The sequence below is a fragment of the Thermus tengchongensis genome (assembly GCF_021462405.1).
GTDB classification, from domain to species: Bacteria; Deinococcota; Deinococci; order Deinococcales; family Thermaceae; genus Thermus; species Thermus tengchongensis.
This window is the reverse complement of the sequence record NZ_JAKEDU010000006.1, coordinates 60528-77756: the sequence shown is the minus strand read 5'-3', so window position 1 is coordinate 77756 and position 17229 is coordinate 60528. Positions and strand designations below refer to the sequence as shown.

The window sequence follows — 17229 nt, the reverse complement described above, 5'->3', positions numbered from 1 at the left end:
GCCGTGCGCCCGGAGTATCAGAAAGTCCGTCCCTTGATCTTTCTCCACCGGGCGCCTTCTCCCCTGTTTGACCGCCTGGTGGCCGAGGTGGCCACGGCCAGGCTTCCCCTCTTCCCCTACCCCGTGGAGACGGAGGATCCCTGGAAGGTGCTTGCTTGCCTGGCCCCCCTGGGCCTGGCAGGGGCGGTGTTAGGGGAGGCCTTGCCGCCTCCTCAGGACGTGGCCCCAGGCCTTTTCCTGGAGGCAGAGGCCCGGGAGGCGGGGCTTGTGGACCTTTTGCTGCCCCGGGTGGGGGGGGTGGCCGGGCAGTACACGGAAGGGGTGGCCCTGGAGCGGTTTCTCTCCGCCCACTTCCCCGGGGCCAGGGGGCTATGGCTTGGGCCCTTACGGCCCTCCCTGGTCCCTTTCCTCAGGCCCCTGGCCCAGGTTTCCGTGGTGGCCTTAAGCTTCGCCGAAGGGGATAGCTTTTTGGCCCGCCTGCCGGAGCGGGCCCGGGGGCACGTGGCCCTAAGGCCGGAGGAGGCCAGGGCCCTTTCCTTGAAGGTGGACCTTCTCCTCTATGCGGGAGGACGGCTTAGCCTGGACGTACTCCAGCCCTTCCACGCCCTGGTGGCCCTGGCCCCGGTGGAGAAGGGAGTCTGGGAAAGGGTGCAGGTGGTCTACCCTCCGGAGGACCTCCTGGGCTATAGGGTGCGGGCGGTCCTCGAGGGCCTCGGCTACCCCCTCTGACCCGCCCGCCGGACCTCCCTGGCCAGGAACCCCATGCTGAGGGCGATAAGGGCGAAGGCGATGAGGGCCTGCAGGGGGATGGGGAACTGGGGGATGTACTCCACCGAGCAGGGCACCGGAGGCTTGCAGGCCAGGGTGAAGAGGTCGGGGAAGCGCTGTTCCAGGAGATGTAGGGTGCTGAATCCGCCCCCGATGAGGGAAAGGGCCAGGCTGTAAGGCCATATGGCAAAATCCTGCCGCCAAAGGGCCAGGCCCAGGATCACCGCTTGCGGGTACATGAAGATGCGCTGGTACCAGCAGAGCTCGCAGGGCAGGAAAAGGCGCACCTCGGAGTAGTAGAGGCTTCCCAAGGTGGCCACCAGGGCCACCAGCCAGGCGAAGGCCAAGATGAGGGAGCCGCGCCGCATCGGTCCCAGCATACCCCTAAACTGCTCCTTATGAGGGAAGAGCTTGTGGAGGGCGAGGACTTCTATTGGGAGGAGGGGCGGATGGTCTTCACCGAGGCCTACCACCGCAAGCGGGGCTACTGCTGTGGCTCAGGGTGCCGCCATTGCCCCTGGCGCGGGAAGGAGGAGGAAGAGGCTTAACCCCGTCGTGGCTTGCGCCACGACGGGGGCCCCAAAAAGGCCATGAGCGCGTCGCTTTGGCTTTGGCCGGTGGGGCAACCTTTGCGTGCGGGCACCGAAGTAGCCATGCATAGACTTTGCCCCACTTCCCTCTCCAGGCGCTCCTGCAGTTTCCTCAACGCCTCCTCCACCCCTCGCCTCACCTCCCCCACGCTCCCGTAGTACCGTCGCGGCAGCAACCACCCCTTCACCCGCCGCCACACCGTCTCCACCGGCACGTACCGCATTCGCCCCCACCGGTACCCCAGGGCCAGGAGCCTCCGCCGCACCGTCCCCGGATGGAAGCGGGTGAAGAACCGTCCCTCCAAGGCTTCCGCCAGCAGGGTGCGGTCCGGGCCCAGGTGGCCGGGGATGCGGGGGGCGGTCCATCATTGGGCCGCCAGGCGGACGGCCTGGGCGCGGCGGCGCACCTTGTGGGGCACCACGGGGTTGGTCTCCAGTTCCCGCAGCTGGGCGTCTTCCTCAGGACTCAGGTGGATGCGCAGAGGGGCTGGCATGGGGCAAGGATAATGGAGGGGCACTTAGGCCTCCAGCAGGGCTTCCACAAAGGCCTCGGCGTCAAAGGGCTGGAGGTCGTCCGGGCCTTCCCCCACCCCGATGAAGCGGATGGGCACCTTGAGGGTGCGCACGATGGGCACCAGCACCCCGCCCTTGGCGGTGCCGTCCAGCTTGGTGACGATGACCCCCGTGAGGCCCACGGCCTCGTGGAACCGCTTGGCCTGTTCCAGGCCGTTTTGCCCGGTGACGGCGTCCAGCACCAGCCAGACCTCCTTGGGCTCCTCGGGGTCGGCCTTGGCGATGGCCCGCTTCACCTTCTTGAGCTCCTCCATGAGGTTGTGCTTGGTGTGGAGCCTCCCGGCGGTGTCCACGAAGAGGAGGTCTAGGCCCCGGGCCTTGCGGGCCTGGGCGGCGTCGAAGGCCAGGGCGGCGGGGTCGGCGCCTTCTGGGCCCTGGATGACCGGAATGCCGAGGCGCTTCCCCCACTCGGAAAGCTGAGCTCCCCCCGCGGCGCGGAAGGTGTCCCCGGCGCAGAACATGACCTTCTTACCCAGGCCCTGGTAGTAGCGGCCCAGCTTGGCGATGGTGGTGGTCTTGCCCACCCCGTTCACCCCCACCACCAGGACCACGTGGCCTTTGGGCTCCACGGGTTTGGGAGCCTGCGGGCGGAAGCCCAGCTTGCGGAGCGTGGCCCGGCGCTCGTCCGGTTCTAGCATCTGGACGAGCTTCTCCTTGACCGCCTCCTTCAGGTCTTTCCGCCCGGAGGCCCGCACCTCGGCCAGAAGTTCCTCGGTGGCGGCCAGGCCCACGTCTGCGGCCAGGAGGGCCATCTCCAGCTCCTCCAAGACCTCCTCGGGGTCGGCTCCCCAGGGGACGGCCCTGAGGAGCTTTTCCCGGGTCTTGGAGAGGCCGGCTTTGAGGCGGTCAAAGAAGCCCATGGACTACCGGAAGTTCACCCCCAAGGCGAAGCGCCACACCTTGGGGAAGTCGGCGAAGCCGTAGACGTAGGCGCCTTCAGCGAAAAGCCCGGTGAAGGGGTCCAAAAGCCCTTCCAGCCCCATGGTGAAGCTCACCCCAGCGGTAAGGCTCGGCCCCACCAACGCCCCCAGGCCCCCGCCGAAGTAGGGCAGGAGGCCCGCCAGGGTGGGGTCGTACTGGCCCAGGTCGGGCTTGAAGAGGAGGGCGGCCTCGAGGGCCACCCCCGGGGCCGCGGGGGAAAGCTCGGCGGTGAGGCGGCCGGAGAGGTTCTGCCGGAGGCGGCTTTCCACCCCCGCTCCGAAGGTGAGGCCCAAGCCCTCCCCGTAGCCGAAGCGCATCTGTATGGCGCTTTGCGCGCTCGCTAAACCAAAAAGAAGCACCAGAAGGACAAGAAGGCGCCTCATGGGAAACAGTATAGCCCCTTTTGCGCTGCTTTTCACTTACAGCCTTTCAGGGGCGGTCCCCCAGGACCCGCGCCAGCCGCGAGAGCACCCGCTCCTTCCCCAGAAGGGCCATGATCTCAAAAAGCCCCGGGGTTTCCAGGCTCCCCGTGAGGGCGGCCCGCAGGGGCTGGGCCACCTGGCCCAGCTTCAGGCCCCGCTCCTGGGCGAAGCCCCGAAGGAGGCCGTCCAAGGCGGCCTCGCTCCAGTCCTCCTGGGCCTCGAGGAGGGGCCTCACCTCCCGCAGGAGGGGAAGGCCCTCCCGCAGCTTGTCCAGGGCCTTTTCCGAAAGCGGGTAGTCCTCGCGGAAGAGGTAAGGGGCCTTTTCCGGAAGTTCCTTTAGGGTGTCAAACCGGGGGCGCATGAGCTCTACGGCCCGCAGGAGGTAGGCCTCGCTCGGCCAGGAGTACCCCGCGGCCTCCAAAAAGGGCTTGACCCTTTCCGCCACTTCCTCTAAGGAGAGCACCTCGCGGATGTACTTCCCGTTCATCCAGCGGAGCTTCTCCAGGTCAAAGACCGGTCCCCCCAGGGAGACCCGCTCCCAGCTGAAGGCTTGGATGAGCTCCTCGAGGGTGAAGATCTCCCGCCCATCGGGCATGGAAAAGCCCATGAGGGCCAGGTAGTTCCGCAAAGCCTCGGGCAGGAAGCCCTCCGCCTTGTACCACTCCAAGGAGGTGTGGCTCTTCCGCTTGCTGATCTTGGTCTTGTCGGGGTTGCGCAAAAGGGGCATGTGGTAGAACTTGGGCACCTCCCAACCGAAGGCCCGGTAGAGCAGGACGTGGATGGGGGTGGAGACCAGCCACTCCTCGGCCCGTATCACATCCGTTACCCCCATGAGGTGGTCGTCCACCACGTTGGCCAGGTGGTAGGTGGGGTAGCCGTCGGACTTGAGGAGGACCACGTCGGGAATCTCAGCGTTGTCGTAGACCACCACCCCCCGGAGCTCGTCCTTTACCTCTGTACTCCCGGGCCTCGGCACCTTCAGGCGGATCACGTGGGGCTCGCCCCTTTTTGCCCTTTCCTCGGCCTCCTCGGGGGGGATGTGGCGGGCGCGGCCGTCGTAGCCTCCCTTTTCCTTGCGGATCTGTTCCAGCTCCTCTGGGGTCTCGAAGGCCCGGTAGGCCCACCCCCGCTTCAGGAGCTCCTCGGCGTACTGGCGGTAAAGGGGAAGCCTTTCCGACTGCCGGTAAGGGCCCCTAGGCCCCCCGATGTCCGGCCCTTCATCGTAGGGGATGCCGAGCCACTTAAGGGCGGCCAGGATGCGCTCTTCCGCCCCCGGCACGTAGCGGGTGCGGTCGGTGTCCTCGATGCGCACCAGGAAGCGGCCCCCGTTCTTCTTGGCCCAGACGTAGTTGAAGAGGGCGATGTAGGCCGTGCCCACGTGGGGGTCCCCCGTGGGGCTTGGGGCGATGCGGGTCACCACCATACCTCGCCCATTATCTCATCCGCGCCTAAAGACGGGGCCTTAGGCTGAGGAGCAATGGACGGGGAGCTTCTGGCCCAGGGTTTGCGCAAGCGTTACGGCCCCAAGGAGGTGGTGCGGGGGGTGGACTTAAGCCTTAAGCGGGGGGAGATCGTGGCCCTCTTCGGCCCCAATGGGGCGGGCAAGACCACCACCTTCTACATGATGGTGGGCTTCATCAGGCCCACGGGAGGGCGCATCTTCCTGAAGGGGCAGGAGGTGAGCCGCCTGCCCATGTACCGCCGCGCCCAGCTGGGCCTCGGCTACCTGCCCCAAGAGCCCTCTGCCTTCCGCCGCATGACGGTCTTGGAGAACCTCTTGGCCGTCCTAGAGTTTCAGCCCCTCTCCAAAGCGGAGCGCCTGGAAAAGGCCAAGGCATTACTGGAGGAGCTGGCCATCTACCACCTCAAGGACCGCATGGCCTACGCCCTCTCTGGCGGGGAAAGGCGCCGGCTGGAGATGGCCCGCGCCCTGGCCACCAACCCGGACTTCATCCTCCTGGACGAGCCCTTTACCGGGGTGGACCCCAAAAACGTGAGGGAAATCCAAAAAGTCATCGCCGAGCTCCGGGAAAGGCGGGGGGTAGGGGTCTTCATCACTGACCACTCCGTGCGGGAAACCCTGGCCATCACCGACCGGGTGTACGTGATGTACGACGGAGAGATCCTCTTCCACGGCGACCCCGAGACCTTCGCCCGGGACCAGGGGGTGAGGCGGCACTACCTGGGCGAGGACTACGAGCTCTGAGCCATGACCTTCTGGGCCCTCCTCATCCTGATCCTCCTCCTTTCTGCTTTAGTGGCTTACCTGGGGGACAGGGTGGCCAAGTGGGCGGGGAAGCGCCACTACCGCCTTTTTGGCCTAAGGCCCCGGCAGACGGCCACCCTGGTGGCGGTCTTCACGGGGGTGGGGATCGCCCTTTTCAGCTACCTGGGGTTTCTCCTGGTGTTCCGGGAGGCCCGGGAGGTGATCCTCGAGGCCCAGGCCATCCGGGCCGAGCGGGACCAACTTAGGAGGGAGCGGCAGGTCCTCCTGGAGGCCAAGGCGGCCATGGAGGCCGAGGCCAGTAGGGCTTTGGCGGAGCTCAACGCCCTTAGGGAGGAAAGGAAAACCCTGATCCAGGCCCTGGAGCAGGCTGGTGCCGTGAAGAAGCGCCTGGAGGAGGAAGCCGAGGCCCTGGCTTCCCAGCTGAAGGCCCTGGAAGGGGAACAGGAGACCCTGGCTAAGAAGCGGGCGGCCCTCGAGGCGGAGCGCCAGACCCTGGCCCGGCTTCTGGAGGAAAGGAGCCGGGAGCTGGCGGACAAAACGGCGGAACTTTCGGCAAAGGCCCGGGAGCTTAAGGCCTTGGAAGAGCGTCTTACCGCCCTTCAGGAGGCAGTCCGGCGGGCGGAGGCGGAGAAGGCTCGTTTTAGCGAGGAAAGGAGGCGCCTGCAGGGGGAGGTGCTTCAGGCCCTTGCCCGCCTGGAGGAAGCCCGGCGGCAACGCCAGGCCTTAGCCCAGGAGGTGGAGGCCTTGAAGCTTAGCCTCAGCCGGGCCCGGGAGGAGCTTCGCCAGACGGAGGAACGGGTGAGGAACCTTCTGGTGCAGGCGGAGGTGCTCCAAGGGGAGAGGAGCCAGCTGGCCCAAAGCCTATTGCGCTTGAGCCAGGGCCTCTACCTGGGGGAGGTGCGCCTGGGGATGGAGGAGGGGAAGGAGGCTCTAGAACGGGTGGCCGAGCGCCGAGCTCTTCTCCAGGGCTTCCGGGGGGTGGAGCTTCTGGACCTTCCCCTGGGCCCGGGGCTTGCGGTGCTGGAGGGGGCGGGGTACCGGGAGGGGAGGCTTCTGGTGCGGGTGCGCTTTTATCCCGAGCGCAAGGCCTTTGCCGCCGGGGAGGTTTTGGCCGCACGCACCGTTCTCCTTTCCACCCCAGCCCGCAACCAGGAGGTCCTCGAGGCCCTGGGAGAGGCTGTGCGGCAGAAGCTTTTGCAGGCGGGGTACGCCCCGGAGTACGCCACCTTCCCCTCCCCTGAGGAGCTGGCCCGGGGGCTTTCCCTCCTTCAGGGGAGACGGGGGGTGGTGCGGGTGGGGGTGGTGGCGGCCAAGGATCTATGGACCACGGAAAGGCCCCTCCTTTCCTTCCAGCTCCTGGGGGGGCCTCCGGGCCCGGAGGTACCGGTCCCGACCCAAAAGGTCCCGTAGCACCTCCACATCTGCCCATCCGCTGGCCTTAAGCTCCTCCGCCAGGAGGCCCACGTTCTCCGGGGCCAGCTCCAGGAGGAGGAAGCCTCCCGGTCTGAGGGCTTCCGCCGCCTCCTCGGCCAGGGGCCGGGCCACATCCAGCCCTTCCCTTCCCGCATAGAGGGCCTGGGGGCTTTCAAAAGCCAGCTCCTGGGGAGCCTGGGTCCGGTACGCCTCGGGCAGATAGGGGGGGTTGGAGACGATGAGGTCCAGATCCTTCACCCCGCCGGTGAGGGGAGCCTGGAGAAAGGTGACCTCAAGTCCCAGCCTGCTGGCGTTCTCCCGGGCTAAGGCCAGGGCCTTGGGATCGGTGTCTGTGGCCCACACCTGGGCTTCCGGGAGGTGTTTTTTTAGGGCCAGGGCGATGGCCCCCGTGCCCGTGCCCACGTCCAGGAGGCGGGGCCTTTCGGGCAAGGGGAGGCTTAGGCTCAACTCCACCAGGCCCTCGGTCTCGGGCCGGGGGATGAGGACTCCCTCCGCCACCTTCAGGGGGAGGCCGAAAAACTCCACCTCCCCCAGGAGGTACTGCAGGGGGTAGCCCGTGAGGCGTTTTTCCAAGAGGGCCAAGGCCCGTTCCGCTGTGCCAGGGGGAGGGGGTTGGGCAAGCCGCAGGAGCAGGTCTTTGCGGGAAAGCCTCGAGGCCTTGGCTAGGAGGTCCAGGGCCTCGCCCTCGGGAAGCCCCGCCGTCCTAAGCCTCGCCTGTAGTTCCCGGAGGAGCCTGATCACGGGGATAGACCACCACGTGCCGCGCCTCCCCCTCCCCCTGGCTTTCCGTGGTTACCTTGGGGTGGTTCTTGAGAAGCATGTGGACGATGCGCCGTTCCGAGGGACGCATGGGGGGGAGGTGCAGGGGCTCGCCCGTCATCTCCACGGTTAGGGCGGCGTCTTCGGCGATCTTGCGGATCTTCTCCTCCTGGCGCTTGCGGTAGCCAGCAGCGTCCAAGACCACCCGGTAGGCCCCGCCGAAGTGCTTGGCCAGGACTACCCCCGCCAGGTATTCGGCCGCCTTTAGGGTGCGCCCCTCTTTGCCGATGAAGCGGCCTAGGTCTCCACCCTTGACCTCCGCCTTGAGGAGGTTGCCCTCCTGGCGGATCTCCACGTAGTGGGCCGGGTCCAGGCGCAGGAGGAGGCCCACCAAGAACTCCTCTAGCACCTCCTTTGGCCCTTTGGGGCGGGACTCTTTTCCCGCCTCCTTGAGCCCCACCTCCACCGGGGCCTCCTCCAGCACGCCCAGGTCGGAGAGGAGGTCGTCGATGCTCTTTTTCTTCTCCATGCCCCCAGTTTACGCCACCAAGAGCTTAAGGCTTCGGTTAATGAGCCATTGCTGTACCAAGCCGATGAGGTTGGAGAGCACCCAGTAGAGGGTCACCCCCGAGGGGAACTGGAGGACCAGGAAGATGAAGATGAGGTTCATGAAAAGGCTCTGGCGGATGAGGTCCTTGTTCCCGTGGGCGGAGAGCCAGGTGGAGAGGAAGGTGGAGGCCACGTAAAGGGCGGGGAGAACGTAGAAGGGGTCGGGCAGGGCCAGGTCGGGGATCCAAAGGAGGCCTTGGCCGAACTCGTAGTTGGCGATCACCTTCCAGAGGATGAAGAGGATGGGCATCTGGATGAAAAGGGGCAGGCACCCGGCGGCGGGGTTCACCTTGTGCTCCTGGTAGAGCTTCATGGTGGCCTCTGCCCGCTTGTTGGGGTCGTCCTTGTATTTCTCGTTGATCTTCTGGATGAGGGGCTGGAGGCGCTGCATCTCCGCCATGCTCTTGAACTGCTGGTGCATGAGGGGCCAAAGGAGGAGGCGCACCACCAGGGTGAGGAAGAGGATGGCCAACCCCCAGCTCCCCGTGTAGCGGAAGGCGGTCTCCATGAGCCAGAGGAGGCCCAAGGAGAGCTGGCCCCAGATGTTGGGGGTAAAGAGGCCGGGCAGGGAGAGAAGGCCTTCCACGTGGAAGCGCACCAGCTCGTTCTGGCCTCCGTAGACCTTCAGTGCCTCTCCGGGCGCTAGGGTAAGGGTGGCTTCCTTCCCCACCAGCTTTCCCGAAAGGGGTCCTTGGGCGAAGGCCACCAGGGCGTAGCCCGCTTTGGGCTTGGTTTGCCAGGCCAGGTAGCGCAAGGCGCCTTCCCCGCTGGGGATGGGTTCCTTCTGCCCCTCCATGAGCACCTTGGGGGTGCCCTGGGCCGAGAGCTTCAGGCTTAGGGGGAAGTCGGCGCGGATCTCCACGGTGTAGCGGCCTTTCTCGATGCGGTAGGTGAGGGTGCCCTCCTGCCCATGGAAGCGGGCCAGGAGGCGGCCATCCTCCACCAGAAACTCCGCCTTTTCCGGGGTGAACCCCTCCGGGGCCACCACGGGGCCGCCCGCCGAGAGGTTGGGGGCCCGGGTGTAGTCGTTGAAGGCGGTGCCCTTGTAGGTCTTCACGTACCAGCCCACCACCTGACCCTTTTCGTTGAAGGCCAGGTCCATGAGGTTGGTGACGGCGATCTTTTCCGGCACCCCGTCCCCGTTGATGTCCTGGTCCTTGAAGCCCGCCTCGAGGGCCAGCGCGGGCACGAGGAGGAGAAGGAGAGCCCAAAGCCGCCTCATCGGAGGCCCTCCTTCGCCTTCCTGGGCGGAAAGACCAGGGGGACGGGGTCCAGCCCTCCGGGGTGGAGGGGGTGGCACTTTAGGATGCGCCTTGCCGCCAGGTAGCTGCCCCAAAGGGCCCCGTGGCGTTCCAGGGCCTCGAGGGCGTAGGCGGAGCAGGTGGGGTGGAAGCGGCAGGTCTTGGGCTTCAGGGGGGAAATGAACCTGCGGTAAGCCTTGACCAGAAGGATGAGTAAGCCGCGCACGCCGCCTATTGTATCAGCCCGCTCTTCTTGAGGGTGCGGATGAGGTCCTGGAAGAGCTCGGCGAAGGTGGCCTCCCGGGCTTCGGGGCTTGCGATCACCAGGAGGTGGGCCTTGGGCAGGTGGAGGCGGCGGAGGATCTCCCTCAGGCGGCGCTTGATGCGGTTGCGCACCACCGCTTTGCCTACCTTTTTGGACACCACAATGCCCACACGAAGCTCCCCGGCGGGCAACCACTTCACGTTCACAAAACGACCCCGGCCCGCGCGTCCCTTGCGCAGGCGCTGGAAAGCCCAGTTCCCCTTGAGGGAAAGCAGCTTGCCCCCCGTGGCGGGGGGCTTCGGGCTTAACCGCTCACCTTGGGCGTAAGGCGCCAGCGGCCCTTCTGCCGACGCCGTTTCAGCACCCGCCTGCCGCCTGGGGTCCTCATGCGGGCCCGGAAGCCGTGGGTTTTGGCCCGCTTCCTCCGGTTGGGTTGCCAGGTCCTTTTCATCCATTTCCCTCCCTGGGGCTTCGCCCCCAATACCTTAAAGAGTGTAGCATAAGAAGGGCTATACAGGGTCTAACGGGTTTTTACACCCTGGCAAGAGAGCGTTGACATTCCTCGTGGCCTCCCCTTATACTTCCTCCCAAACGGCTGTTAGGGAGGAGGTCCGTGGCCCAGCTTCTGGTGGAGAACATCACCCTGACCTTTGGCGGCGTGGCTGCTCTTTCGGCGGTTTCCCTAGCGGTGGAAGAGGGGGAGCTGGTTTCCGTCATCGGCCCCAACGGGGCGGGGAAGACCAGTCTGTTAAACTGCATATCCGGCTTCTACCACCCCCAGCGAGGTCGCATCCTCTTTGAGGGGCACGAGATCACCCGCGCAAGCCCCCATGAGGTGACCCGTCTGGGCATCGCCCGTGCCTTCCAGAACATTGAGCTCTTCTCTGGCCTCACGGTGCTGGAAAACCTCATGCTGGCTCGGCACACCCACCTGGGCTACCACCTTGTCCAGGCCGGGATCTTTTACGGTAAGGCTTTGGCCAAGGAGGTGGGGAACCGCCGGGTGGTGGAGGAGGTCATCGACTTCATGGAGCTGGAACCCTACCGCAAGGCCTTGGTGGGGAACCTCCCCTACGGGGTCAGGAAGCGGGTGGAGGTGGCCCGAGCCCTTTCCCTTTCCCCCAGGCTCCTTCTTCTGGATGAGCCCATGGCGGGGATGACCCTCGAGGAGAAGGAGGACATGGTGCGCTTCATCCTGGAGATCCGGGCCCAGGGCACCACGGTGATCCTCATCGAGCACGACTTGGGGGTGGTGATGGACATCTCCGACCGGGTCTATGTCCTGGACTTCGGCCAGGTGATCGCGGAGGGGGTCCCGGAGGAGGTGGCCAGGAATCCGCGGGTGCAGGAGGCCTACTTGGGGGTGGAGGCATGAAGGCCCTAAGGCCCTCCTACGAAATGAAGCGCTACACCCTGCCCCAGCTGCTGCGCCTCCGGGCGGAAAAGGAGGGGGACCGGGTGGCCTTGAGGGAAAAGGACTATGGCATCTGGAACGAGATCACCTACGCCGAGTACTACGAAAAGGTCCTCCTCTTCGCCCACGGCCTCCTCTCCTTAGGGTTCCAGCCCGGGGAGCGTTTGGCCATCATCGCCGACAACATCCCCGAGTGGCTCTACGCCGAGCTGGGGGCCCAGGCGGTCAGGGGGATCAGCGTGGGGGTCTACCAAAGTAGCCTCCCCGCCGAGATCGCTTACATGCTTCAGTACACGGGGGCCAGCATCGTGCTTGCCGAGGACCAGGAGCAGGTGGACAAGCTCTACGAGATCCGAAACGAGATCCCCCAGGTCCGCCACGTTATCTACGAGGATCCCAAGGGGATGCGGGGGTACAAGGACCCCTGGCTCCTTTCCTTCGAGGAGGTGCTGGAACGGGGAAGGGAACACCGCCAGAAGAACCCGGACGCCGTGGAGCGGCTCCTCCTCGAGGCCAGCCCCGAGGAGGTCTGCCACCTTTCCTCCACCTCGGGCACCACGGGAAGGCCCAAGGCGGCCATGCTCCGTCACCGCAACTTCATCCACATGGGGGTGGCCCTGCAGGAGGTGGATCCCCTGGAACCCACCGACGACTACCTCTCCTTCCTGCCCCTGGCCTGGATCGGGGAGCAGATGATGTCCGTGGCCGTGGCCCTCACCGGGGGCTTCGCCGTGAACTTTCCTGAGGCGGTGGAGACCGCCATGCAGGACCTCAAGGAGATCGGCCCCCACGTGATGTTCAGCCCCCCCAGGGTCTGGGAGAGCATCCAGAGCAGCATCTGGGTGCGCATGTCGGAGTCCTATGCCTTCAACCGCTTCGTGTACGAGAGGCTTCTCCGGATAGGCTACCGGGCGGCGGAGTACCGCATGCGGGGGAGGCCCATGCCCTGGGGTTTGCGCCTTGCCTACTGGCTGGCGGACCAGGTGCTCTTCAAGCCCTTGCGCGACCAGTTGGGCTTCCTGCGCCTTAGGCGGGCCTATACCGGGGGCGCCGCCTTGGGGCCCGATGTCTTCCGCTTTTTCCACGCCATCGGGGTAAACCTGAAGCAGATCTACGGCCAGACGGAGATCACCGGCATCGCCTTCGTCCACCGGGACGGGGACGTGCGCCACGACACCGTGGGCCTCCCCATTCCCGGCACCGAGGTGCGCATCAGCGAGGAAGGGGAGATCCTCTGCCGCTCCGATGCGGTCTGCGCCGGGTACTGGGAGCGCCCCGAGGCCACGGCGGAAACCTTCCGGGATGGCTGGCTCCACACCGGGGACGCCGGCTACCTCACGGAGGACGGGCACCTGGTGGTCATCGACCGGCTTTCCGACGTGATGCGCACGGAGAAGGGGACGGTCTTCAGCCCGCAGTTCGTGGAGAACAAGCTGAAGTTCTCCCCCTTCATCAAGGAGGCGGTGGTCTTCGGGGACCGCAAGCCCTACCTGGCGGCTTTCCTCAACATCGATCCCCAGACGGTGGGCAAGTGGGCCGAGGACCGGGGGTTGGCCTACACCACCTATCTGGACCTCTCCCTGAAGACCGAGGTGGCCGAGCTCATCCGCAAAGAGGTGGAAAAGGTGAACCAGGAACTTCCCGAGGAGCTGAAGATCCGGCGCTTCGTCCTCCTCTATAAGCTCTTGGACGCCGACGACGAGGAGCTGACCCGCACCGGCAAGGTGCGCCGGGGCCTCATCGCCAAGAAGTATGCGCCCTTGGTGGAGGCCTTGTATTCCCAGGCCGGAGCGGTGGAGGTGGAGGCGGAATACCGCTACCAGGACGGGACCGTCCAGCGGGTGCGGGCCCGGGTACCGGTTTTGGACCTGCGGGAGGAGGTGGTGGCGTGAGTTTCTTCTTGCAGCTCCTTTTCTCCGGCATTGTCCTGGGCCTGGTCTACGCCCTAGCGGCCCTGGGCTTTGTCCTCATCTACAAGGCCAGCCGGGTGGTGAACTTCGCCCAGGGGCAGTTCATCGCCATAGGGGCCTTTCTGGCCTACTGGGCCATGGTGTCCCTTGGGGCACCCTTTCTCCTGGCGGCGGCCTTGGCCCTGGCCCTGACTGCCCTTTTGGGCTTTGGGGTGGAGCGGGTTTTCCTCAAGCGCCTGGTGGGCCAGCCCATCATCTCGGTCATCATGGCCACCATCGGCTTGGCCTCCCTGCTGGATGGCCTCATCCACCTCACCCCCTACGGGGCGGGGAACTTTAGCTATCCCAGCTTCCTTCCGGCTGGAGGCCTCACCCTTTTGGGCGTCCAGATCTCTTATGCCCAGCTCCTTGCGGTGGCCTTCACCCTGCTTTTCCTCCTGGCCTTCACCTGGTTTTTCCAGCGCTCCACCCTGGGCGTGGCCATGCGCAGCGTGGCCGATGACCAGATGGCGGCCATGAGCCTGGGGGTTTCCGTGGAGAGGGTATTCGCCCTGGCCTGGGCGGCGGCGGGGCTCACCGCTGCGGCGGCGGGAATGGTGGTGGGCACCATCTCTGGCCTCAACCTGGACGGCCTGGTGCACATCGGCCTGCGGGTTTTTCCCGTGGTGATCCTGGGAGGGCTGGATTCCATCCCGGGGGCGGTGGTGGCGGGGATCCTCATCGGGGTCTTGGAAAACCTGGCCGCGGGCTTCCTGGACCCTTTTATCCCCGGTGGGGGCACCCGGGATGTCTTCCCCTTTCTGGTTTTGCTCTTGGTCCTTTGGTTCAAGCCCCATGGCCTTTTTGGCACGGAGGAGATTGAGCGCGTATGAGAAACCCTTGGGCACAGACCGGAAACTACCGCACCAGCTACCAACAGGACACCAGCATCTTTGCCACCCACCGGGAGCTCGTTTCCTTGCTGCTCTTCCTGGGGTTCCTCCTGGTGTTACCCCAGTTTTTGTCCCGAACCCAGGTGTTCATCCTTGACCTGATTCTGGTGTACAGCGTGGCGGTGCTGGGCCTCAACATCACCACCGGATACGCGGGCCTCATCAACATCGGCCAGGCGGCCTTCATGGGGGTGGGGGCCTACACTGCGGCCCTTCTTGCCCCCCAGGGGCTTCCCTTTTGGCTGGTGGTTCCCTTGGGCGGATTGGTGGCGGCCTTTTTCGGTTTCCTGGTGGGCATCCCTTCCTTGCGGGTGAAGCACCTCTATTTGGCCCTGGCCACCTTGGCCTTCCAGGTGGTGTTTGAGTGGACCGTGGGCCACATGCCCCTTCTCAAACAAGGTGGGGCCATGGACATGCCCCGGGCCAGCTTTTTGGGATATGAGGCGGGCTTTCGCAACCACTTTCACTTCTGGTACTACGTTTCCCTGACCGTTTTGGTCCTTCTTGCGGTATTCTTCCGCAACCTCCTGCGCACCCGCTACGGGAGGGCTTTGGTGGCGGTGAGGGACAACGACCGGGCGGCGGACGCCATGGGCATGGACCCCGGACGGACCAAGCTTTTCGCCTTTGCCCTAGGGGCCTTCTACGCGGGGGTGGCGGGGGTGCTCTACGCCTACCTGTCCCGGGCCGTGGTCATAGAGGACTACACCTTTGCGGTTTCCATCAAGCTCTTGGCCATGGCTATCGTGGGAGGGTTGGGTACCCTGGTGGGGAGTTTCCTGGGACCAGCTTTTCTGGAGCTTCTGGACGTGAACATGGAGGCCCTGTCCAACTTCATCAAGGCCCTGGGCTTCAGCGTGGCCGGGGTGGATGTGGCCAGCGCCTTAAGGCCCTTGGCCTTCGGTCTCATCATCGTCCTCTTCCTGATGTTTGAGCCCAGGGGGCTTTACAACTGGTGGCGGATCGTGCGAAGCTACTTCCGCACCTGGCCCTTTAAGTACTAGGCAACCCCCCTTTGGGGTTGGCAATGGGAGGTGAGGTGCATGCGCAAACTTTGGTTGGGTCTTCTGACGGCGGCGGGCATGGCCTTGGGCCAGCAGCAGGTGACCATCCTCTGGTCGGGGGCCATCACCGGCCCCACCTCGGATGCGGGGGCGCCTTACGGGGCGGCGGTGGAGGACTATTGCAAGTACGCCAACGAGAAGAAGCTGATCCCCGGGGTGGTCCTGAACTGTCTGGTGCGAGACGACCAGTACAACAACGCCAACACCCAGCGCTTCTTTGAGGAGGCCCTGGACCGCTTCAAGATTCCCGTGTTCCTTTCCTACGCCACGGGGGCCAACCTGCAGCTCAAAGGCCTCATCCAAGAGGTGAAGGTGGTGACCATCCCGGCTTCCATGCACGTGGAGCTCATCGACCCGCCCAACAACGACTACTTCTTCATCCCCACCTCCACCTACTCCGAGCAGGTGGTGGCCCTGCTGGAGTACATCGCCAAGCAGAAGAAGGGGGCCAAGGTGGCCTTGGTGGTGCATCCTTCTCCCTTCGGCCGGGCCCCGGTGGCCGATGCCCGGAAGGCGGCAGCTCAGTTGGGGCTCCAGATTGTGGATGTTCAGGAGGTGGGGGCGGGCAACCTGGACAACACCGCCCTCCTGAAGCGCTTTGAGGCCGCAGGGGTGGAGTTCATCGTCCACCAGAACGTGGCCGGACCCGTGGCCAACATCCTGAAAGACGCCAAGCGCCTGGGCCTGGATAAGAAGATGAGGCAGCTTGGAGCCCACTACACCGGCGGCCCGGACCTCATCAACCTGGCGGGGGATGCGGCGGAGGGGTTCCTCTGGGCCACCAGCTTCTACATGTTCCACGAGGATGCCCCGGGTATCCGCTTGCAGAAGGAGCTCGGGCAGAAGTACGGGCGTCCGCAGGCCATCGTGGAGAGCGTGAACTACACCAACGGCATGCTGGCTACGGCCATTGCGGTGGAGGCCATGCGCCGGGCCCAGGAGCGCTTCAAGCGCATCACCAACGAGACGGTGTACCAGGCCATCATCGGGATGAACGGGCCCAACGCCTTCAAGCCGGGCTTTGCGGTGTCCACCAAGCAGGGCATCGAGATCGACTTCACCAAGAGCGAGCACACCGGGGCGGAGGGCCTGAGGATCCTCGAGGCCAAGGGGGGCCGCTTCGTCCCCGTGACCGAGCCCTTCACCTCGGCCCTCTTCCGCAAGGTGCACTACGGCAAGTAAGCCCATGGGCCCGGGGCTTGCCCCCGGGCCTTCCTTTACGCCATGAGCCTGAACCCCACGCGTCCCGAAGACCTAGGCCCCATCCTCCTTTTGGTCAACAACATCGAGGTGGTCTACCATGACATCATCCAGGTGCTGCGCGGCGTCTCCTTGAAGGTGCCCGAAGGGCGGATCACCGCCCTCCTGGGCCCTAACGGGGCGGGGAAGACCACCACCTTAAGGGCCATCTCCGGCCTTTTGATCCCCGAGGACGGGGAAGTGGTGAGGGGAGAGATCCTCTACCAGGGAAAGCCCATCCATAACCGCCCCCCCGAGGAGATCGTGAGGATGGGGATCGTCCAGGTGCTGGAAGGCCGCCGGGTCTTCAAGCACCTCACGGTGGAGGAGAACCTGCGGGTGGGCACCTTGACCCGTAAGGACAGCCATCTTAAGGAGGATCTGGAGCGCATCTACCATTACTTCCCCCGGCTAGCCGAGCTCCGGCACCGCCTGGCCGGGTACTGCTCCGGGGGGGAGCAGCAGATGATCGCCATCGGCCGGGCCCTCCTGGCCAAGCCTCGGCTCCTCCTCCTGGACGAGCCCTCCTTGGGTCTGGCTCCCCTTTTGGTGCGGGAGATCTTTGACATTGTGGCCCGGGTGAACGCCGAGGAGGGGGTCACGGTCCTGGTGGTGGAGCAAAATGCCCGGGTGGCCCTCTCCATCGCCCACTACGGCTACATCATGGAAACCGGGCGGATCGTCCTGGAGGGGGACCGGGACTACCTCCTGGAAAACCCCGACGTGCAAGAGTTCTACCTGGGGGTGGCCAAGGGGGGTGGGCGCAAGAGCTTCAAGGAGGTAAAGGCTTACAAGCGGCGGAAGCGCTTCATGTAGCCTGCCACAGGACCCCGGCGTGGCGAGGCCCACGCCGGGGTTCGT

22 protein-coding genes are annotated in these 17229 nt (G+C 65.4%); 10 read left to right on the top strand and 12 right to left on the bottom strand.

Annotated elements, in window-relative coordinates:
- Positions 1-3 precede the first annotated feature (3 nt).
- Positions 4-729 (top strand): hypothetical protein, encoded by a 726-nt coding sequence (locus L1087_RS08730; protein WP_135343193.1) that lies wholly within the window; start codon positions 4-6, stop codon positions 727-729.
- On the opposite strand, the gene L1087_RS08725 is transcribed toward L1087_RS08730, so the two are convergent.
- Positions 717-1136 carry a disulfide bond formation protein B gene (locus L1087_RS08725; protein ID WP_038040025.1) on the bottom strand — a complete coding sequence of 140 codons (420 nt, stop codon included), beginning with the start codon at positions 1134-1136 and terminating at the stop codon, positions 717-719. The two genes, L1087_RS08730 and L1087_RS08725, sit on opposite strands and share 13 nt — an antisense overlap.
- Positions 1137-1166: 30 nt before the next feature.
- On the opposite strand from L1087_RS08725, the gene L1087_RS08720 reads away from it, so the two are divergent.
- Complete coding sequence (locus tag L1087_RS08720) at positions 1167-1316, top strand: DUF5522 domain-containing protein (RefSeq protein WP_167764511.1); 150 nt, start codon at positions 1167-1169, stop codon at positions 1314-1316.
- Here the strand turns inward: L1087_RS08720 and L1087_RS13220 are convergent.
- The 5 genes from L1087_RS13220 to gltX are packed head-to-tail and all read right to left on the bottom strand — an operon-like array spanning position 1313 to position 4697.
- Entirely contained in the window at positions 1313-1663 is a 351-nt protein-coding gene (locus L1087_RS13220) for a hypothetical protein (RefSeq protein WP_267964814.1), read from the bottom strand. The genes L1087_RS08720 and L1087_RS13220 overlap by 4 nt on opposite strands.
- A 60-nt stretch (positions 1664-1723) precedes the next feature.
- Complete coding sequence (locus L1087_RS13215; protein ID WP_267964813.1) at positions 1724-1852, bottom strand: hypothetical protein; 129 nt, start codon at positions 1850-1852, stop codon at positions 1724-1726.
- Between the two features lie 24 nt (positions 1853-1876).
- The gene (gene ftsY, locus L1087_RS08710; RefSeq protein ID WP_135259947.1) at positions 1877-2791 is read right to left on the bottom strand and encodes a signal recognition particle-docking protein FtsY; all 915 of its coding nucleotides are present in this window, start codon (positions 2789-2791) and stop codon (positions 1877-1879) included.
- A gap of 3 nt (positions 2792-2794) precedes the next feature.
- On the bottom strand, positions 2795-3235 hold the full coding sequence (locus L1087_RS08705) for a hypothetical protein (RefSeq protein WP_038040021.1): 441 nt from the start codon (positions 3233-3235) through the stop codon (positions 2795-2797).
- Positions 3236-3281: 46 nt separating this feature from the next.
- Positions 3282-4697, bottom strand: a complete 1416-nt coding sequence (gene gltX, locus L1087_RS08700) for a glutamate--tRNA ligase (protein WP_234558527.1) — start codon at positions 4695-4697, stop codon at positions 3282-3284.
- A 54-nt stretch (positions 4698-4751) separates the two neighbouring features.
- Between gltX and lptB the strand changes: the two genes are divergently transcribed.
- Entirely contained in the window at positions 4752-5480 is a 729-nt protein-coding gene (gene lptB, locus L1087_RS08695; RefSeq protein ID WP_234558525.1) for an LPS export ABC transporter ATP-binding protein, read from the top strand.
- A gap of 3 nt (positions 5481-5483) precedes the next feature.
- On the top strand, positions 5484-6911 hold the full coding sequence (locus L1087_RS08690) for a DUF3084 domain-containing protein (protein ID WP_234558523.1): 1428 nt from the start codon (positions 5484-5486) through the stop codon (positions 6909-6911).
- On the opposite strand, the gene prmC is transcribed toward L1087_RS08690, so the two are convergent.
- The 6 genes from prmC to rpmH all read right to left on the bottom strand — a co-directional run bounded on the left by prmC (position 6819) and on the right by rpmH (position 10260).
- Positions 6819-7676: a peptide chain release factor N(5)-glutamine methyltransferase gene (gene prmC, locus L1087_RS08685; RefSeq protein ID WP_234558522.1), complete on the bottom strand. Its 858-nt coding sequence runs from the start codon at positions 7674-7676 to the stop codon at positions 6819-6821. The genes L1087_RS08690 and prmC overlap by 93 nt on opposite strands.
- The gene (locus L1087_RS08680; protein WP_038040010.1) at positions 7639-8223 is read right to left on the bottom strand and encodes a Jag family protein; all 585 of its coding nucleotides are present in this window, start codon (positions 8221-8223) and stop codon (positions 7639-7641) included. The genes prmC and L1087_RS08680 overlap by 38 nt, the downstream gene beginning before the upstream one ends.
- A gap of 9 nt (positions 8224-8232) precedes the next feature.
- Positions 8233-9525, bottom strand: coding sequence for a YidC/Oxa1 family membrane protein insertase (locus L1087_RS08675; protein WP_234558520.1), 1293 nt, complete (start codon positions 9523-9525; stop codon positions 8233-8235).
- A complete protein-coding gene (yidD, locus tag L1087_RS08670) occupies positions 9522-9770 on the bottom strand; it encodes a membrane protein insertion efficiency factor YidD (RefSeq protein WP_038040007.1) in 249 nt (82 codons plus the stop codon). The genes L1087_RS08675 and yidD overlap by 4 nt, the downstream gene beginning before the upstream one ends.
- A 5-nt stretch (positions 9771-9775) precedes the next feature.
- Positions 9776-10048: a ribonuclease P protein component gene (rnpA, locus tag L1087_RS08665; RefSeq protein ID WP_234558575.1), complete on the bottom strand. Its 273-nt coding sequence runs from the start codon at positions 10046-10048 to the stop codon at positions 9776-9778.
- A gap of 65 nt (positions 10049-10113) precedes the next feature.
- Positions 10114-10260 carry a 50S ribosomal protein L34 gene (rpmH, locus tag L1087_RS08660; protein WP_084584792.1) on the bottom strand — a complete coding sequence of 49 codons (147 nt, stop codon included), beginning with the start codon at positions 10258-10260 and terminating at the stop codon, positions 10114-10116.
- 162 nt (positions 10261-10422) lie between these two features.
- Between rpmH and L1087_RS08655 the strand changes: the two genes are divergently transcribed.
- The 6 genes from L1087_RS08655 to L1087_RS08630 are packed head-to-tail and all read left to right on the top strand — an operon-like array spanning position 10423 to position 17184.
- Positions 10423-11184, top strand: coding sequence for an ABC transporter ATP-binding protein (locus tag L1087_RS08655; protein ID WP_234558519.1), 762 nt, complete (start codon positions 10423-10425; stop codon positions 11182-11184).
- Positions 11181-13115: a long-chain fatty acid--CoA ligase gene (locus tag L1087_RS08650; RefSeq protein ID WP_234558518.1), complete on the top strand. Its 1935-nt coding sequence runs from the start codon at positions 11181-11183 to the stop codon at positions 13113-13115. The genes L1087_RS08655 and L1087_RS08650 overlap by 4 nt, the downstream gene beginning before the upstream one ends.
- Positions 13112-14005, top strand: coding sequence for a branched-chain amino acid ABC transporter permease (locus tag L1087_RS08645; RefSeq protein ID WP_038040001.1), 894 nt, complete (start codon positions 13112-13114; stop codon positions 14003-14005). The genes L1087_RS08650 and L1087_RS08645 overlap by 4 nt, the downstream gene beginning before the upstream one ends.
- The gene (locus L1087_RS08640; RefSeq protein WP_234558517.1) at positions 14002-15069 is read left to right on the top strand and encodes a branched-chain amino acid ABC transporter permease; all 1068 of its coding nucleotides are present in this window, start codon (positions 14002-14004) and stop codon (positions 15067-15069) included. Before L1087_RS08645 ends, L1087_RS08640 begins: the two co-directional genes overlap by 4 nt.
- A gap of 39 nt (positions 15070-15108) precedes the next feature.
- Positions 15109-16311, top strand: coding sequence for an ABC transporter substrate-binding protein (locus L1087_RS08635; RefSeq protein WP_234558516.1), 1203 nt, complete (start codon positions 15109-15111; stop codon positions 16309-16311).
- Positions 16312-16353: 42 nt separating this feature from the next.
- Positions 16354-17184 carry an ABC transporter ATP-binding protein gene (locus tag L1087_RS08630; RefSeq protein ID WP_038039994.1) on the top strand — a complete coding sequence of 277 codons (831 nt, stop codon included), beginning with the start codon at positions 16354-16356 and terminating at the stop codon, positions 17182-17184.
- Positions 17185-17229 lie beyond the last annotated feature (45 nt).

Excerpts from the sequence above, each read along its gene's own strand:
- L1087_RS08725 (WP_038040025.1), bottom strand. The coding sequence starts at position 1,136 with ATGCGGCGCGGCTCCCTCATCTTGGCCTTCGCCTGGCTGGTGGCCCTG.
- L1087_RS08720 (WP_167764511.1), top strand. The coding sequence starts at position 1,167 with ATGAGGGAAGAGCTTGTGGAGGGCGAGGACTTCTATTGGGAGGAGGGG.
- L1087_RS13215 (WP_267964813.1), bottom strand. The coding sequence starts at position 1,852 with ATGCCAGCCCCTCTGCGCATCCACCTGAGTCCTGAGGAAGACGCCCAG.
- ftsY (WP_135259947.1), bottom strand. The coding sequence starts at position 2,791 with ATGGGCTTCTTTGACCGCCTCAAAGCCGGCCTCTCCAAGACCCGGGAA.
- L1087_RS08705 (WP_038040021.1), bottom strand. The coding sequence starts at position 3,235 with ATGAGGCGCCTTCTTGTCCTTCTGGTGCTTCTTTTTGGTTTAGCGAGC.
- gltX (WP_234558527.1), bottom strand. The coding sequence starts at position 4,697 with ATGGTGGTGACCCGCATCGCCCCAAGCCCCACGGGGGACCCCCACGTG.
- lptB (WP_234558525.1), top strand. The coding sequence starts at position 4,752 with ATGGACGGGGAGCTTCTGGCCCAGGGTTTGCGCAAGCGTTACGGCCCC.
- L1087_RS08690 (WP_234558523.1), top strand. The coding sequence starts at position 5,484 with ATGACCTTCTGGGCCCTCCTCATCCTGATCCTCCTCCTTTCTGCTTTA.
- L1087_RS08680 (WP_038040010.1), bottom strand. The coding sequence starts at position 8,223 with ATGGAGAAGAAAAAGAGCATCGACGACCTCCTCTCCGACCTGGGCGTG.
- L1087_RS08675 (WP_234558520.1), bottom strand. The coding sequence starts at position 9,525 with ATGAGGCGGCTTTGGGCTCTCCTTCTCCTCCTCGTGCCCGCGCTGGCC.
- rpmH (WP_084584792.1), bottom strand. The coding sequence starts at position 10,260 with ATGAAAAGGACCTGGCAACCCAACCGGAGGAAGCGGGCCAAAACCCAC.
- L1087_RS08650 (WP_234558518.1), top strand. The coding sequence starts at position 11,181 with ATGAAGGCCCTAAGGCCCTCCTACGAAATGAAGCGCTACACCCTGCCC.
- L1087_RS08640 (WP_234558517.1), top strand. The coding sequence starts at position 14,002 with ATGAGAAACCCTTGGGCACAGACCGGAAACTACCGCACCAGCTACCAA.
- L1087_RS08635 (WP_234558516.1), top strand. The coding sequence starts at position 15,109 with ATGCGCAAACTTTGGTTGGGTCTTCTGACGGCGGCGGGCATGGCCTTG.
- L1087_RS08630 (WP_038039994.1), top strand. The coding sequence starts at position 16,354 with ATGAGCCTGAACCCCACGCGTCCCGAAGACCTAGGCCCCATCCTCCTT.